Consider the following 16360-nt stretch of genomic DNA (forward strand, 5'->3'; position numbering starts at 1 on the left):
GCAGTGGCGGTCACAGCGCCGTCGTCGACTGGCAGGTTTGCCGTCTAGCGTGATCTGCGATTCCACGCCCAGAAGCGCCTGAGCGCCTATGCGCGCCTGGTCGGGCGGGGTGTCGTATGACCGGCCATCAGGGCTTGAGCAAGTCCGGCGGGCAGTCGGCGAACGCCGGCTGGGCCTTGCCCATCGGAATGGTGATGGCTTCATCGCCGCTGAGGATGGCCATCATCATGGCGATCATGGTCCTCAGGCCGTTCGAGTTACGCAGCACCTCCAGGCCAGATGCATGGGGAGCCGTCGAAATCGGCGCCGTCGAGCAGTTCGTTGAACCGTTCGTGCAAGGCCTCCGAGCGCTGGAACATGTGTTCCAGGGGATCGTTGGAATCGGCGTGTTCTGTCTCGGGCATAGCGTCATCGTAAAGGCCACTTTGCGTTCGGGCGTCCCCGGCCATCTGAGCAATGGCCGGTCGCGCTGTCGTGCGCGTAGCGCATCGAGCCTCGCTGCGCGAGTCTCGCCCCTATCTGGCGTCCATCGTTCCCTCGCTCCGCTCGGCTGACGCCTTCGGCCCGGCTTCCAGCTTCGGGCCTGCGCGCTTCGCTTGCGTGCGGTCGGCATACAGGGATGGCCGTTGCCTTGTCCAGCCGTCTCCCCTGACTTCATCACCTTACCCGCGACCGTAGCCCGCTCCCGTGTGCCGTCAAGGCGCGCAGGGCCGTGTCCTCGGCTGCGCCTGCGGGCCGCACCAACCCTGCGCTCGTTTCCTTGACGGCCCCCGTCCGCGCGCTCCTTTGGCCGCGGGCGATGAACTCAGGAAAGACGGTGGCAACGAGGCCAACCGGGTTCCTCGTGCCGACCGCACCGAACAGCCGAAAGGCTGGGCTCCGAATCTAGGAATCCGGTGTGCGGTTTGAACAGCAAACCTTTTTCGTCAGGAGAAATGCCATGCAACTCGCATCCCGATTCGCTTCCCGCTCCCCGTCGCTGCGCAGCGACTACCCGCTGTCCGATGACCAAATCCGCCGCGTAGCTCCGTCCATCTTCGCGGACGCCCCGCACGAAAGCCGTTCCGAGCGGTACGCCTATATCCCAACCGCCGCCGTACTGGCGGAACTGCGCAAGGAAGGGTTCCAGCCCTTCATGGTGGCGCAGACCCGCGTGCGCAACGAGGACCGCCGCGACTTCACCAAGCACATGCTGCGCCTGCGCCACGCCAGCCAGATCAACGGCGCGGAAGCCAATGAAATCGTGCTGTTGAACTCGCATGACGGCACGAGCAGCTATCAGATGCTGGCCGGAATGTTCCGGTTCGTTTGCAGCAATGGCCTTGTCTGCGGCGACACAGTGGCCGATGTGCGCGTGCCGCACAAAGGCGACGTGGCCGGTTCCGTCATCGAAGGCGCTTACGAAGTCTTGCGCGGCTTCGACCACGTGCAGGAATCCCGCGATGCCATGCGCGCCATCACCTTGAACGATGGCGAATCCGAAGTGTTCGCCCGCGCCGCGCTGGCCCTCAAGTACGACGACCCCGACAAGCCCGCGCCCATCACGGAATCACAAATCTTGATGCCGCGCCGCTTTGATGATCGCCGCCCGGACTTGTGGAGCGTGTTCAACCGCACGCAAGAGAACCTGACCCAAGGCGGACTGCGCGGGCGCAGCGCCAACGGACGCCGCCAGCAAACCCGCCCGGTGCAGGGCATCGACCAGAACATCCGCCTCAACCGTGCGCTTTGGCTGCTAGCCGATGGCATGCGCCAGTTGAAAGCCTGAATCCCCACGCGGCAGGGGCAGGCAGCAGCCCTTGCCGCTTCTCTCGCTGCTGCATCCCTAACCGCAAGGAGTTATCACCATGAACGCCGTTACCCAAATCGAAACCCGAGCCATCGAAACCGCCGCGCCGTTGGAAGTGGCCGACCCGACCAAGAACCTGATTTTGGTTCCGCTCTCGCAGTTGCTGCCGCGCCGCTCCAAGCGCAACGCACGCAAGACCCCGCGCCTGTCCATTCCCGAACTGGCCGCGAGCATCGCCCGCATCGGTCTGCTGCAAAACCTCGTCGTCATCCTGTCCGCCGATGGCGAGCAATACGAAGTGGTGGCGGGCGACCGCCGCCTGACCGCGTTGAAGCTGCTGGCGAAGAAGAAGCGCATCGCCGCCGACTTTGAAGTGCCTTGCCTGCTGGTGCCCGACGCTTCGGCCCGTACCGTCAGCCTCGCGGAAAACCTGCTGCGCGAGCAGATGCACCCCGCCGACCAGTTCGAGGCGTTCGCCGCGCTGGTCAAGGAAGGCCGCCCCATCGAAGACATTGCCGCCGACTTCGGCGTGACCCCGCTTGTGGTGCAGCGCCGTCTCAAACTCGCCAACGTCTCGCCGCGCCTGCTGGCCGACTACCGGGGCGGAGCCGTCACGCTGGAACAGTTGATGGCCCTGACCATCACCGACGACCACGCCGCGCAGGAAGCCGCGTTCTACGGTGCGCCCGAATGGCAGCGTGGCGCGTCCGCGTTGCGCGAACGCCTGACCGAGCGCGAAATCGACGCCACGCATCCGCTAGTGCGCTTCGTTGGGCTGGACGCCTACACGGCGGCGGGCGGCGGCATCCGCCGCGACCTGTTCGCGGAAGGCGATGCCGGAACCTACCTGACCGACGCCGCGCTGCTGGAAACGCTGGTGCGCAGCAAGCTGGATGCGCTGGCCGGGAACGTGCGCGCCGAGGGTTGGGCATGGGTGGAAGCCGTGCCGCACATGAGCTACGCCGAGCGGCAGGCGTTCCAGAACGCGCCGCGCCAGCGCCGCGAACCGAGCGCCCGCGAAGCCCGCCGCATCGCATCGCTGCAAACCCGCCTCGACAAGATCGACGCCGAACTGGAAGAAGCCTACGACGCCGAGGACGAGGACAAGACCGAGGCGCTGGAACCGCGCCGCGAACAGGTCGCCGGGGAACTGCAAGCCGTGGAGGAAGCCTTGCGGGGCTACGCCCCGGACGTGCGCGCCGTGGCCGGTGCCATCGTCACCCTCGACCGCGGCGGCGAAGCTGTGATTCATCGCGGGCTGTTGCGCGAAGCCGAAGCCAACGCGCTGCGCACGCTGGAACGCTTGCGGCAGGGTTTCGGCAGCGCGGAAGGCGAAGCCGGGAACGACGACGAAGGCGAGGACGCCGAGCAGCCCAAGGCCGCGAGCCTGTCCGACCGGCTGGCGCAGCGGTTGAGCGCGCACCGCACCGCCGCGCTGCAAATCGAAGTCGCCCGACATCCGCAAGTCGCGCTGGCCGCGCTGGTGCATGGCATGGTGCAGAGCGTCTTGCAGGACAACCACTACGGCCACGACTTGCCGCTGGGCGTGAGCCTGAAAGTGCAAGACCGGCTGGAAGGCATGGCCCCCGACTGGCCCGAATCGCCCGCCGCCGTAGCCCTGCGCGAGTTGCAGCAGGTCGCGGGCGAAGCGCTGCCGCAGGACAGCGCCGAACTGTTCGCCGCGCTGCTGGCGATGGAGCAAGGCGAACTGGTGCGGCTGCTGGCGGTATGCGTGGCGGCGACCGTGGACGTGGTGACGCCTCGCGCCACGGCGCAACAGCCGGGCGCGGAACTGGCGCAGGCCGTGGGGCTAGACATGGCCGCATGGTGGCAGCCCACCGCAGACGGGTATTTCCAGCATGTGCCGAAGGCCGCGATTCTGGAAGCCGTGGGCGAGTTCGCAGCGGAACACGTCACACGGTTGGCAAAGTTGAAGAAGGCCTACATTGCCAGCGAAGCGGAACGGCTGGCCGATGGTATGGGCTGGATGCCCGCCGTGTTCAAGAGCGGACACGACACGGAGCCGCAGGACGGCGCGGAGGACGTGGAAGATACTGCCGACGTAGTGGAAGCCCACGCGCTCGCCGCCTGACATAGCAGCATAACCCCGGCGCACCGCGCCGGGGTTTCAACGATGCCATCGGATAACGCTGAAAGCCGACGTAGGGTTAGCCAGGTCCTGGTAACGCCGGCGGAACCGCATGAATCCAGCATCCAGGGCTTTCACTATCAAAGAAGTCCACATGGACAGGCCCTAAATCATCCTGAATGACTTGGTAGGCATGGTTGCAATAGACCTGATTGCCACCAAAAACGGAGACTGCCACCCGTTGGATGCCGGTTCCGCGCATCCGTCGCAATAAATGCCGATCGTGCTCCCCGAGTCCCCAGCCGAATAACGTCAATGTGAACCGCTGTGACGTAAGTACCTCCCGGTACACCGTAGAAAGGTAATAACTGTTCTGAATAGAGGAAACTTTCTGCAGCATCGTCCCTTCGCTGACAAACAGCGGCACAACGCGCTCACTGCGCCACTCCGCAAGGATGGCCTCCAGCAAACCTTCCCCAGCGTTGTGAATCTTGAACTCCTGCTCCACTGCAGTTCGGCACAGAGCCAGACTTCCATGCGGATAAAACACCAAGGTGTTAGTCCGTTCCCTATAGGGGGCTCGAAATCTCTGCCAAGCATCGTCGAACATGCCATTCCCCAGGAAGCAATCCTTGAATAGATGTCCGTCCTGAATGTCGAGTCCATAGGTCATCGTCCAATAGACCAGCAAGTCATAGTTCAAGGAAATTACCGTATCGAACCCTCTGAGGAACTGGTACATGCTTGGCAAATGACCACTCACTAGATCATATGCAGGATGCACGTCGCGAACGGCTTGAATCAAACACTCTCTGACATTCAGGTAGGCTTGATGCGTGCGATTGTCTGGTATCTGTAGTGACCTATTGACGTTTGACGCTTGCCAGACCAGTCGAAGGATCAACTCGAAATCGGAGGTTCGGAAAAAGCCAAAGAGTTGCTGTACGTCAGCTCCGAGTAAGCCTGCTCGCTGGGCATGATCCAGCAACGAGCCATAGCCAAAACTCGGTGAAACAGCAATGCTAGCCCCATTGCCCAGCAGAATCGTACCTCGATGGTAATTGGGTGCAACGTGCTCCCACGGCACAACGGGATATGGCATATATGGTTCTCCCTGTTCCTTTGATGACTCGTTGTCGAATAATAGCTGTGACGAGTCATTCTCCGTTGTCACTCTACCTGGGTGTTAAGGCTGTATGGACGTGTCGGCACGATGTGCCGCCGGATCTTCGGGCTGCGCCCCGTGCTACTTTTGCCGTCACGGCTATTCGGCTTCAATCCCTCACGCCTTCGAGCCGACGCTTTCTTCCGGGGGGGGGGGGGGCGGCGCATGGCCCAGCCCCGCCACGCGTAGCTTGGCACCTCACGAATACTGCCGAACTGGCACTGCCGGTTTAGCCAGGTTAGCGCCCCGCCGTACTGGGCGGGGCTTGTGGGGCTACGCCCCGGCTTGCTGCGGCAGGTTGAGCCAAAGCGTGCCGTCCTCGACGCTGGCGGTTCGCGCCTGTACGTCACGAAGGACGGTTTACCGACACGCCACCCGGCCTCGCTATGGAGCATCCACGCCACGCCTCAAGCCCGTCGCCGTAATCTGCGGCAAGGAGCGTTCTCGCTTGTCGTTGGGGTGTTGGCCTTGCCAGTGCCAGGGTGCAAGCCGGTGAAGCCGTCACGCGGGGATGCCGAGTCGGCCACATCTCCATTCGGGAGCGGGCGGCCTGTGCGTCCTTGGCTTGTCGTGAATCCTGGCGAGGGAACGGCTGCGCCTTGGGCTTCATGGCCGCAACCTTCCAGCGAAAACAATTTCCCCTGCGCTACGCGCATTCCTCTCGGGACAAATTCTTTTCGCTTCCAGGCTCTCCACGGTGTTGCGACCGCTGCGCGGTGCGGCCAGCCCATCCCCCGCCGGCCGGATCACAACAAGGACGCACTGGCGCGACCTCGTTCAACCCGAAAGGAGAAACATCATGGCTAACATCGGCACCTTCACCGCAGAGAAAGACGGCTTCACCGGCCAGCTCCGCACCCTGACCCTGAACGTCAAGATCAAGCTGATTCCCAACGACAAGGGCGACACCGAGAACGCCCCCGACTTCCGCCTTCAGGCGGCCGGCCACGACATCGGCGCGGCGTGGGAGAAGACCAGCGAAGCCGGGCGGCCCTACGTGTCCGTATCCCTCGACGACCCTTCGTTCCCGGCGACGGTCTATGCCCGCCTGATCGAGAACGAAGACGGCACGCACGACCTGATCTGGTCGCGCAGCAAGCCCAAGGCGGCCTGACGGCCGCCCACCGCGCCCCGCCCATTGCGGCGGGGCGCCGTGCTGCTGGCGCAGCACGTCACGCACGCGCCTATGGCGTGTCGCGTTCCTTCAACACCGCCTCAAGCTCCTGGCGCACCTGCACCAGAAGCTGATCGGCCTTGCGCGTGCTGTCGCCAGCATAGGCCAGCGTCAGCAACGTCAACGGATGCACGTCCATGACCTCGCACAGCTCGGTCAGCTTGTGCATGGTCGGGCTTTTCAAGTCGCGTTCCAGCGAACTCATGTAGGTGCGGCTGGACACGTCGGAGAACGCTTCCTGGCTCAAGCCACGCGCTTTCCTGATCGTCCGTATTGCCGTCGCCAATGAGTGTTTCGCTGTCACCAACTTGGTTTCCCCGTAAAAACCAAGATGACAGACCATTGCACCCAATAGGGCTACAATCTAAAGTGTTCATTCCTGTTGGCCGAACCGCTTTCGTGCTTTTACGGAAATCCGCATGGGCGGATTCCGACAGAATCGGGGAACCGCATCCGTGTCTTTCCTGGCCTACGTAATTCCGCTTCTGCGTTTCCGTGCATGTACGGATTCGATGGCTTGCGCCTTCATGCTTTCCCGCCAAAGCACGCATCCGCTTCGGGGGTTCCGCGCTTCGGTGGAAAATCGTATCCGTGCATCCTCGGATGCGTGGGGATTCGGGCCATGACCCAGCCGCTCGTCACCGCTGAACAGCGGGCGCAACTGCTCGCCGTCGGCGCGGCACTCGCCGCTGATCGGGGCATCGACCCGATGCCGGTGGTGCGACTGTTCACGCCTGACGCACACACCACCTGGCTGCTGGCCGCGCTCGACCCGGCCGATGGCGATACGGCCTGGGGCTGATCGACCTGGGAATAGGCATGCCCGGCCTGGGCCATGTGAAGCTGTCCGATCTGGCGTCCATCGTCGGGCCGCGCCAGCAACCTGTGATGCGCGATCGCTACTTCCAGCCCGTGCGGCTGCTGTCGGAGTACCTGCGGCTGGCCGAGGAAAACGGCTCGATCACCGACTGAGCAGTCCCAGCCAACGACGGCGCATTCTGACTATTTCAGTCTTACCCAAGACCTGCGCGGTCTGAATCCGAACTCTTGCACCGAAGCGGTGCGCTTCTGTTGCAAACAGTCATGATCTTTGGCGCGGGCTGCTGCACGGTGCTCCATGCTGCGCGCCATTTTCGTGGCGGCGCAGTCGTCGCATTCAGACGATTTCCGCAATGCCCTGGAGCGAATCAGTCTTGACACCAGCAGTTACAGCCTATCCCGATTTCGATGACGACTTGATGGCGGCCCGATAGCTCCCGCACGGCGGAATCCGTGGCGACGTTCCTGCTGAACGACAGGAGGCTGCGTCATGGCTGACCCGAGCGCCGAACACTGGTATCCGACCGCCGCGTATCTCTACACGCTGCACCTCGACGGCCCCGCGCTGGCCTGGGAATACCTGCGCCGCCACCCCGACTACCGCCGCGACTGGCTGCGCCGGCGGCGCCGGCCAGAGGCCGCCGCGCGCTGGGGATTGCGCCTGCTGGAAGATCCCGCCCTGGATGCGCGCGACGCGCATCCGGCCTGGTTCCCCGATCACGATGCGGTGGTGCAGCTCTACCCGGACGCCGACCCGCCGCCCGACGCGGTGGCCTTCGCATTCTGGCGCCTCCCCGGCCAGAAGCACCTGATCCACGACGGTAAGCGCCTGGTGCTGCTGACACGCTGGCCGGGCTGCTGCCTGCGGCTGGTGATCGCTCCCGGCTTGGTCGACGGCATGGCTTACGCCTATGCCATTCGCGCCTGCGCCGCATCCTGCGGACGCTATCAGGCGCTGGCGACCGAACTGGACAAGCTGGCCGCCGCTGGCGATGCAGCGCCAGCGGGAACAGCACGGTCGCGGCCGGCCCCCGCTGCGCTGCTGGAGTTGAACACGCTCCAGGCGCTCGACGGCTCCCTCGCTGGCGCATCCCTGCGCGACGTGGCCGAAGGGCTATTCGGCGTCGATGCCGTTGCCGACGACTGGTACGCCGACAGCGCCTTGCGCGCCCGCGTTCGCCGGCTGGTACGCCGGGGCGATGCGCTGATGCGCGGAGGCTATCGCCGCCTTGCACAGCTTCCGCCCGTTGCACAGGGACGCGCTGCATCCCCTGCAAAACGTCCCTGAGCAAGAAGCCTTGCTTTCTTGAAAGTGCCTCTATCCGGCCGCGTGGTGTGGCCGGGCTTGATGGAGGTACATCCCGTGCGACCCGCTCCCTTGCGGCCTGCCGCCGCTGCTGTCGCTGCGCCCGTGCAGCCCCAACGCTACCTGACCAACGACGAAGCCGCCGAATACCTGCGGCTGTCGCCGCGCACGCTGGAGAAACAGCGCGTGATCGGCGGCGGCCCGAAGTTCCGCAAGTTCGGCCGCCGCGTCATGTACGCGGTGTCCGACCTCAATGCCTGGGCCGACCAGCGCAGCTACGAGGCCACATCCGACCCGGAATATGCCGAGCGTCACGCGGGCGACTACCGTGATGGCCGCTGATCGTCGGCTCGCCGGTGGCCATCGTCATGTCCAGCCCATCGCTGCCGCCGGGGCAGCGATCGCAGCAGCGGGAACAGCTCGACCTGTTCCGCGCGTTGCCGGGCGACATGGCGCCGCGCGACAGCCAGGACTTGATGGCCTTTCCGTTCTTCTCGCTCGCCAAGTCGCGGCGCACCGAGCCGATCGACTTCCGGGCGGGTGGCATCACCATCCGCGTGGAGGGAACGCAGGAGCACGGCATCGCAACGATCTGGGATGCCGACGTTTTGATTTGGGCGGCCTCGCAGATCGTGGAGGCGCGCGACGCAGGCATTCGCCCGTCGCGCTGGATACACGCCACGCCCTACGAAATCCTGCGCTTCATCGGGCGCGGCACGTCCCTCAACGACTACCAGCGTCTGAAAGCCGCGCTCGACCGGCTGCAATCGACCAGCGTGGCGACTTCCATCCGCGAAACCACTGGGCGGCGCTTGCACCGCTTTTCGTGGGTGAACGAATGGCGCGAGCTGGCCGACGCCAGCGGCACGCCGCTGGGCATCGAGCTGATCCTGCCGGACTGGTTCTATGCCGGCGTGCTAGATGCCGCCCTGGTGCTGACCATCGACCCTGCCTATTTCCGCTTGAAGGGCGGCATCGAACGCTGGCTGTACCGCCTGGTGCGCAAGCACGGCGGACGGCAGGAGCACGGCTGGCAATTCGACTTCCGGCACCTCTACCGCAAGTCGGGCAGCGCGGCCCGCTTCTCGGACTTCGCCTACGACCTGCGCATGCTGGTGGCGCGGCAGTCGCTGCCCGGCTACGTCCTGGGCATCGAGCCGATGCCGGGCGAAAGGCTGGAACTGCTGACCTTCCGGCCCGTGCCGTTCACGGCACGGGGATAACTGCGGGAAAAGGTGTGAACGGCCTCGTGCTATCAGGAGTACCGGGTATCGTGCTATCGGGAGTACGACCCTCGTGCTATCAGGAGTACGAAAACGCCGCAAAGCCAGTAACGGCGCGGGTTTGCGTCCCCTCTAACTTACCTAACTATAAATCTCTAACTTTTAGTAGAAGCGCGCCGTTTCGGTGGACAACCGCGAAACGGCACGGCCAGGCCGGCTTTCCAGCAGCGAGGGCCGCGCCATGATCTTCGCGTTTCTCAACCAGAAAGGCGGCGTCGGCAAGACCACGCTCGCCACCCACATCGCCGGCGAGCTGGCGCTGCGTGGTCTGCACGTCATCCTGCTGGACGCCGACCCGCAGGGTTCATCGCTGGACTGGACGCAGCGCAGAAGCCAGCAGGGCTTGCCACGGCTGTTCAGCGCCGTGGGCCTCGCCCGCGAGACACTGCATCAGGAAGCGCCCGAGCTGGCGCGCCGCGCCGATCACGTCATCATCGACGGCCCGCCGCGCATCGCCGCCCTGGCGCGCTCGGCGCTGCTGGCGGCCGAGCGCGTGCTGATTCCTGTGCAGCCCAGCCCGTATGACCTGTGGGCCAGCGCCGAGATGGTGGCGCTGATCCGTGAGGCACAGGTGTTCCGGCCTGCGCTGCGCGCGGCCTTCGTCATCAATCGGCGCGTCAGCACCACCATCATCGGCAGGGAAGCGCGGCAATCGCTGGCCGAACAGCCGCTGCCGGCGCTGCGCAGCGAAGTGCGCCAGCGCATCGTCTTCGCCGATAGCGTGGCCGCTGGCCGGCTCGCCCGCGAGACAGCGCCCGACAGCGCCGCCGCACGCGAGATCGCCGCGCTCGCCGATGAACTGCTGCGGTGGCCGACATGAGCAGCCTGCGCAGCAAGCGCGTCGGCATCGGCGCACGTCCGCCCGCGAATCCGCACGCCGAGGCGTGGATTCGCCAGGGCGATGCCGATGCGCTCAATAAGGGCGACCTCTACACCGCACGCTTGACCCTCGACGTGACGCCCGCGCTGCGCGCGCGCATCAAGATCGCCGCTTTCGGCCAGGGCGTGACCGTGGCCGAACTGCTGCGCGGACTACTGGAACGAGAGTTCCCCGACAACCGCACGGAGAACCTGCCATGAACGCATCCGCCTTGCCTGCCGCTCAGGCGGCGACGGCTGCTGCGCTGCCGCCTTCGCTTTCGACGCTCGCCGGCCAGGCCGGCAGCGTGCCGCTGACTCGCGTATCGCTCGCCTACATTGAACCGCGATTCAAGCTCTACCTGCGTTTCGGCGAACCGGCGCGCATGCTGCGGCTCGACCGCTGGCGGCGCTGCGCGGTGTTCCTGCCGCGTGCAATGTTCTGCCGCGTGCGCTGGGAAGCAAACGACTACGGCACGATCCGTTGGCAGCTCATGGTGATGCAAGCCGCCACGCCGCTGGACGACATGCAGTGCATCCCCGGCGTGCAGCCGGGCGCACGCCTGCTGCTGCACGCCGAAGGCGAAAACGCGGTGCGTGTCGTGCTGGAACGCATCGACGGCATCGAAGGGCAAGACATCGCCGCCATCGACGTGTCGCCCGCGTACTGGCGCACGCTGGGCAACCGTCTGGCGGCCCGCCTAGCGCTGCCCGAATACACCGCCGAGCGGCACGCCGCTTGGCTGGCCGGAAGGGCGCTGCCATGACGACCCAATCCAACACCACATGCACGCACGAAGTCGCGCCGCATCCTCGCTCGCGCCTGCGCGCTCGCATCGTGCTGGCGGGCTTCGCCGCCGTCGGCTTCGCTGCGCTGGCCTGGGCGGCTTTCGTGTCGCCGCTGCCGCGTCTGACCTACAACCCGTCCGACAGCGTGGCGGTCGGCTGGTATCGCATCGAGCCGCTCGACCTGCGCACCGCCTCGCTGCCACGTCCGTTGTCCGTGGACAGCATTGTGCTGGTGCCGCTGCCCGACAGGGCCGCCATGCTGGCTGCGCAGCGCGGCTACCTGCCGACCCGCGTTCCGCTGCTCAAACGTGTGGGCGCAGTCGCGCCGCAACACGTTTGCATCGTCGCCGGGCAGGTACGCATCGACGGCGTGCCTGCGGCCGCCGCGCTGCCTGCCGACCGGCTGGGCCGGCCGCTGCCATCCTTGCAGCTTTGCCGCCGCCTCGAACCGGGCGAGCTGTTCCTGTTGAGCGTGACCAATCCGGCGTCGTTTGACAGCCGCTATTTCGGCCCGGTCAGCGCATCCGCCGTGATCGGCATCGCGCACCCGGTCTGGCTGGAGACACGCCCATGATGGCCGCCGATTCGCTGCACGTTGCCGTGCCTCTCATCGTGCCATCGAGCATGTCGTTCCAGTGGCTGCTGCCGTGTCGTCGCGCGTGCAGCGCGGGCGCATTCGCGCCGCGCCTCGCGCAACATCCGGCGCAGCCATCCAGCGTGCAGGCGTCTTGCCTCGAACGCGCCCGGCCTGCGGCCATTGGCGCGTTCGCCGGCGCGCTGGCTGCAAGCAGCGCAGCGCCGCCGGGCCGCCGACGCCCGGAGCGACAGCGAGGGGCAAAGGCGGAAGGCAAGACAAAAGGGTGCGGCACCTGTCGGCCCGCAAAGCCAGTCTGCACGTGGGGGTTGGGCAGCACGGAGCGGCTTCGCCGCCGTGCTGCTTATGGCGCGAGGCCCGGGCCAATGCAGGCATGTCCGCGTGCCTCGCACGACCGGACACGCCAGAGCTTGCAGGAAGCGCAGCCATGACCAACCGCCGCGACGATGATTTCCGCGTCCGCCCCAGCGCTCCGAAGAACCGGGGCCAGAGCTTCGTCTCCAAGGTACTCAAGCAGGCAGGCAAGGCCAGCAGCGGCAAGTCGTCGGTGCGTCGTCCGACCTCAGTGCGCAGCACCGGCCAGCGGCCCGGCTCGCGCCTCGGGCGCGGCCATACGGCGGCGCGCTTCGCGGGTGCGAAGCTCAGGCCCATGTCGCGGCGCGTGACCATCAAGACGCTGCTGGTCAACCAGCAGCGGGCCAGTCCGCAGTCGCTCGCCAAGCACCTGCGGTACGTCGAGCGCGATGGCGTGGGCCGCGATGGCGAGCCGGGCCAAGCCTACGGGCCGCAGACCGATGCCGCCGACCTCGACGCCTTCAAGGAACGCTGCGCCGACGACCGACACCATTTCCGCTTCATCCTCTCGCCCGAGGACGGTGCCGAGCTGGAAGACCTGCGCACCTACACGCGCCACCTGATGGGCCGCATGGAAGCTGACCTGGGTACGGGCCTCGATTGGGTGGCCGTCAACCACTGGAACACCGACAACCCGCACACGCACATCGTCGTGCGCGGGCGCGACGACACGGGCAAAGACCTCATCATCGCGGGCGACTACATCGCCGATGGCTTCCGCCATCGCGCTGCCGAACTGGCGACCGAATGGCTGGGGCCGCGCACCGAGCTGGAGATCCAGCAGACCTTGCAGCGCGAGGTGGAGCAAGAGCGGTGGACGTGCCTCGACCGTACCCTGCAACGAGAGGCCGGCGAGGACGGCCGAGTGCAGATCGAACGCTTCAACGAACCGAAGTTGCAACGCCAGCGACTGCTGTTGATCGGCCGGCTGCAACATTTGCAGCGCCTGGGCTTGGCCGACGAGACGCAACCCGGCACCTGGGGCATTCATGCCGACGCCGAAAAGACGCTACGCGCTCTGGGCGAGCGCGGCGACATCATCCGCACCATGCAGCGTGCCATGCGCGGCGAGCCGCGCGAGCTGGCGGTGTTCGAGCCGGGCCAAGATGCCGATGTAAGTGGCCGAACCATCCTTGGCCGCGTGGCGGCGAAGGGGCTGGCCGACGAGCTGCGCGACCGGGGCTATCTGGTCATCGACGGCGTGGACGGCAAGGCCCACTACGTCGCGCTGAACGCCCGCGACGAGTTGGCGAACTATCCGACCGGCGCCGTGGTGGAGGTGAAGGGATCGGCCGACGTGCGCGCCGCCGACCGCAATATCGCCGCGCTAGCGAGCGGTGGCCTGTACCGCACCGACCACCACCTCGCCATTGCGCAGGGCCAGGCCGTGCCCGGCCGCGATCCGCAAGAGGTTGTAGCAACCCACGTCCGCCGGCTGGAAGCCCTGCGCCGCGCCGGCATCGTGGAGCGCGTGGCCGAGGGGTTATGGAAGGTGCCGGACGACCTGCCCGAGCGTGGCCGTCAGTACGACGCGCAGCGCCTGGGCGGCGTGGCCGTGGAGCTGAAATCGCACCTGCCCATCGAGCGGCAGGCCCGCGTGATCGGGGCCACCTGGCTCGACCAGCAACTGATCGGCGGGGACTCGGGCCTGGGCGACCTGGGCTTTGGCGCAGAGGCTAAGCAGGCCATGCAGCAGCGCGCCGACTTCCTCGCCGAGCAGGGGCTGGCCGAACGGCGCGGGCGGCGCGTGATCCTGGCGCGCAACCTGCTGGGCACGCTTCGCAATCGGGAGCTGGCACAGGCCGCGAAGGACATTGCCGCCGATACCGGCCTAGAGCATCGCCCGGTGGCCGACGGTCAGCGCGTTGTCGGCATCTACCGGCGCAGCGTCATGCTCGCCAGCGGGCGCTACGCGATGCTCGATGACGGCATGGGCTTCTCGCTGGTGCCGTGGAAGCCGGTGATCGAGCAGAGGCTGGGACAGCAGCTCGCCGCTACGGTGCGGGGTGGCGGGGTGTCGTGGGACATTGGGCGCACTCGCTCCCCTGCGGTGTAGACCGTCAGCGCATCGTCGGCGAAAGCGTTTGCGCGCAACTCCATATGGACGGTCGCCGGGCGTCGTAGATGACGGTTGAAATGTTGCAAATACTGCAATCATAATGAGTTATTGTAGTGTTTACAACCTTCTTCCCGTCGTAGCGGTCAAGCCACCGCTTTAGGAGATACCTGTGTATGTAGTCCCGCACAACAAACCGCGACCCCATGAAGTCGATGCTCTAGCAATACTGCAATCCGGGGCGCGCAAGGCGTCATCAGGCCGAACGAAAGAGTGTGTACGGCGCGTAATCCCTTTCGCCTGTGCATTCATGCTTACCGCTTGCGCTAGCGCCCCGCACACCACGGCACCGCTCGCGAACGCTGCTGACTCCCATATCGCTGTTCCGATCATTCACCACCCGGACGGCGAAACTCCGGCTTGGTGGTTTCGCGATGGTGCAGCGCAGGCCGCCGCGCGTGGCGCAATGCACGGCCATGCAAAGAACGTCATCATCTTCCTCGGCGATGGCATGAGCCTTACCACGGTAACTGCTGCGCGCATTTTCGAGGGGCAACGCAAGGGCGGCAGCGGCGAGGAAAACCGCTTATCGTGGGAAAACTTCCCCGATACCGCGCTCAGCAAGACCTACAACACCGATTCGCAAACGCCCGACTCGGCCGGCACCATGAGCGCGATCGCCACTGGTGTGAAGACTCGCGCCGGCGTGCTCAGCATTAGCCAAGGCCCGAAGCGCCAGGACTGCGCCGGCGCGTTGGCATCGCCGATGCTGACAATGTGGGAGCTGGCTGCGAGCGCCGGCATGTCCGCCGGCGTGGTGACGACCACGCGCCTGACCCATGCCACACCGGGCGCCACCATCGCCCATTCGGCCGAACGTAACTGGGAAGGCGATGCTGATATGCCACAGGCCGCCAAAACCGCCGGCTGCATCGACATCGCACGCCAAATCGTCGAAACGCCGTTCTGGCGCGGGTTCGACGTGCTGATGGGCGGTGGTCGCAAGTATTTCATGCCGACTTCGCAGCACGACCCCGAATACGGCGACAAGACAGGCGGACGCCTTGATGGCCGCGACCTGATCGCCGAATGGCAGCAGCGCCACCCCGACGGTGCCTATGTCTGGAACAAGCGGTTGCTCGATGCCGCGCCGGCAGACAAGCCGCTGCTCGGCCTGTTCGAGCCGGATCACATGCACTTCGAGCATGATCGCCCGAAGGATGCCGCCGGCGAACCCTCGCTGGCGGAGATGACCCGCGCCGCGATCGCCCGGCTGTCGCGCAATCCTGAAGGCTACGTGCTTTTGGTCGAAGGTGGCCGCATCGACCATGCCAACCACGCCGGCAACGCCTACCGCGCACTGACCGATACGGTGGCGATGAGCGATGCGGTGCGCGTCGCCGCAGAAGTCACATCCGCTGATGACACCCTCATTGTCGTCACCGCCGACCATTCGCACACGATGACCTTTGCCGGCTACCCGATGCGCGGCAACCCGATACTGGGCAAGGTGCATGGCAGCAGTGGCGAGGACAATACGGTCGGCTTGGCCACCGATGGCATCGGCCTGCCTTACACCACTCTCGGCTACGCCAATGGCCCCGGCTATACCGGCGCCAGCAAATCGCAGCCGGCCGGATCGAAGAGGTACCCGCACACGGGCGAAGGCTTCCAGCCTGCCACTGGCCGCCCCGACCTGACCCGCGTGGACACGGAAGACCCGGACTACATGCAGGAATCCACGGTGCCGCTTTCGGGCGAAACGCACAGCGGCGAGGATGTGGGCATCTGGGCACGCGGCCCAGGCAGCGACGCAATTCGCGGCAGCGTAGAAGAAAACGCAATCTTCCACTTTGCCGTACAGGCTACCCCGCGGCTGCGCGGCGCGCTCTGCGCAAAGCATCTGTGCGATGCCGGCGGCGTGCCGGTGGAACTACCAAAAATCGCCGATTTCCAACCACCCCTGTAGCCGCCAACAGAAGCGCACCCAATACGCGCCTCTGTGTGCATGTCGCAATTGCTGCAATAATCATTTAATTTTGTGGCAATTGCGACAAGACTGCCAGTCGCAGCGGTCATGCCG

15 protein-coding genes and 1 pseudogene are annotated in these 16360 nt (G+C 65.6%); 13 read left to right on the top strand and 3 right to left on the bottom strand.

The features are described 5' to 3' along the window. Positions 1 to 127: 127 nt before the first annotated feature. Entirely contained in the window at positions 128 to 658 is a 531-nt protein-coding gene (locus DL544_RS22625) for a DUF6988 family protein (protein WP_425524976.1), read from the bottom strand. A gap of 282 nt (positions 659 to 940) precedes the next feature. On the opposite strand from DL544_RS22625, the gene DL544_RS19270 reads away from it, so the two are divergent. Then, the gene (locus tag DL544_RS19270; protein WP_023123964.1) at positions 941 to 1768 is read left to right on the top strand and encodes a DUF932 domain-containing protein; all 828 of its coding nucleotides are present in this window, start codon (positions 941 to 943) and stop codon (positions 1766 to 1768) included. Positions 1769 to 1847: 79 nt separating this feature from the next. Further along, complete coding sequence (locus DL544_RS19275; RefSeq protein ID WP_139727848.1) at positions 1848 to 3881, top strand: ParB/RepB/Spo0J family partition protein; 2034 nt, start codon at positions 1848 to 1850, stop codon at positions 3879 to 3881. A 76-nt stretch (positions 3882 to 3957) separates the two neighbouring features. Here DL544_RS19275 and DL544_RS19280 read toward each other — a convergent pair whose 3' ends face one another. Further along, entirely contained in the window at positions 3958 to 4980 is a 1023-nt protein-coding gene (locus DL544_RS19280) for a DUF4917 family protein (RefSeq protein WP_023123965.1), read from the bottom strand. 862 nt (positions 4981 to 5842) lie between these two features. Between DL544_RS19280 and DL544_RS19295 the strand changes: the two genes are divergently transcribed. Then, entirely contained in the window at positions 5843 to 6157 is a 315-nt protein-coding gene (locus DL544_RS19295; RefSeq protein WP_021162766.1) for a DUF736 domain-containing protein, read from the top strand. 70 nt (positions 6158 to 6227) lie between these two features. Here DL544_RS19295 and DL544_RS19300 read toward each other — a convergent pair whose 3' ends face one another. After that, positions 6228 to 6560 (bottom strand): helix-turn-helix domain-containing protein, encoded by a 333-nt coding sequence (locus DL544_RS19300; protein WP_023123966.1) that lies wholly within the window; start codon positions 6558 to 6560, stop codon positions 6228 to 6230. Positions 6561 to 6839: 279 nt separating this feature from the next. On the opposite strand from DL544_RS19300, the pseudogene DL544_RS19305 reads away from it, so the two are divergent. The 10 genes and pseudogenes from DL544_RS19305 (at position 6840) to DL544_RS19360 (ending at position 16246) form a co-directional block, all read left to right on the top strand. Further along, positions 6840 to 7189: pseudogene (locus tag DL544_RS19305) on the top strand (DUF2958 domain-containing protein). A 337-nt stretch (positions 7190 to 7526) separates the two neighbouring features. Continuing rightward, entirely contained in the window at positions 7527 to 8324 is a 798-nt protein-coding gene (locus DL544_RS19310; RefSeq protein ID WP_021162763.1) for a DUF2285 domain-containing protein, read from the top strand. 123 nt (positions 8325 to 8447) lie between these two features. Further along, positions 8448 to 8684 (top strand): helix-turn-helix transcriptional regulator, encoded by a 237-nt coding sequence (locus DL544_RS19315; RefSeq protein WP_463672809.1) that lies wholly within the window; start codon positions 8448 to 8450, stop codon positions 8682 to 8684. Positions 8685 to 8698: 14 nt separating this feature from the next. Continuing rightward, entirely contained in the window at positions 8699 to 9565 is an 867-nt protein-coding gene (locus tag DL544_RS19320; RefSeq protein WP_021162761.1) for a replication initiator protein A, read from the top strand. A gap of 241 nt (positions 9566 to 9806) precedes the next feature. Continuing rightward, positions 9807 to 10445 (top strand): ParA family partition ATPase, encoded by a 639-nt coding sequence (parA, locus tag DL544_RS19330; RefSeq protein ID WP_023082450.1) that lies wholly within the window; start codon positions 9807 to 9809, stop codon positions 10443 to 10445. Further along, complete coding sequence (locus DL544_RS19335; RefSeq protein ID WP_023123968.1) at positions 10442 to 10705, top strand: hypothetical protein; 264 nt, start codon at positions 10442 to 10444, stop codon at positions 10703 to 10705. Before parA ends, DL544_RS19335 begins: the two co-directional genes overlap by 4 nt. Then, entirely contained in the window at positions 10702 to 11250 is a 549-nt protein-coding gene (locus DL544_RS19340; protein ID WP_021162758.1) for a DUF2840 domain-containing protein, read from the top strand. Before DL544_RS19335 ends, DL544_RS19340 begins: the two co-directional genes overlap by 4 nt. Beyond that, positions 11247 to 11846: a S26 family signal peptidase gene (locus DL544_RS19345; protein WP_021162757.1), complete on the top strand. Its 600-nt coding sequence runs from the start codon at positions 11247 to 11249 to the stop codon at positions 11844 to 11846. The genes DL544_RS19340 and DL544_RS19345 overlap by 4 nt, the downstream gene beginning before the upstream one ends. Before the next feature lie 448 nt (positions 11847 to 12294). Next, positions 12295 to 14277: a relaxase/mobilization nuclease domain-containing protein gene (locus DL544_RS19355; protein ID WP_064496227.1), complete on the top strand. Its 1983-nt coding sequence runs from the start codon at positions 12295 to 12297 to the stop codon at positions 14275 to 14277. A gap of 310 nt (positions 14278 to 14587) precedes the next feature. Beyond that, positions 14588 to 16246 carry an alkaline phosphatase gene (locus DL544_RS19360; RefSeq protein WP_064496226.1) on the top strand — a complete coding sequence of 553 codons (1659 nt, stop codon included), beginning with the start codon at positions 14588 to 14590 and terminating at the stop codon, positions 16244 to 16246. Positions 16247 to 16360: the final 114 nt, after the last annotated feature.

The organism is Stenotrophomonas sp. pho (assembly GCF_006228405.1).
Lineage (GTDB): Bacteria > Pseudomonadota > Gammaproteobacteria > Xanthomonadales > Xanthomonadaceae > Stenotrophomonas > Stenotrophomonas sepilia.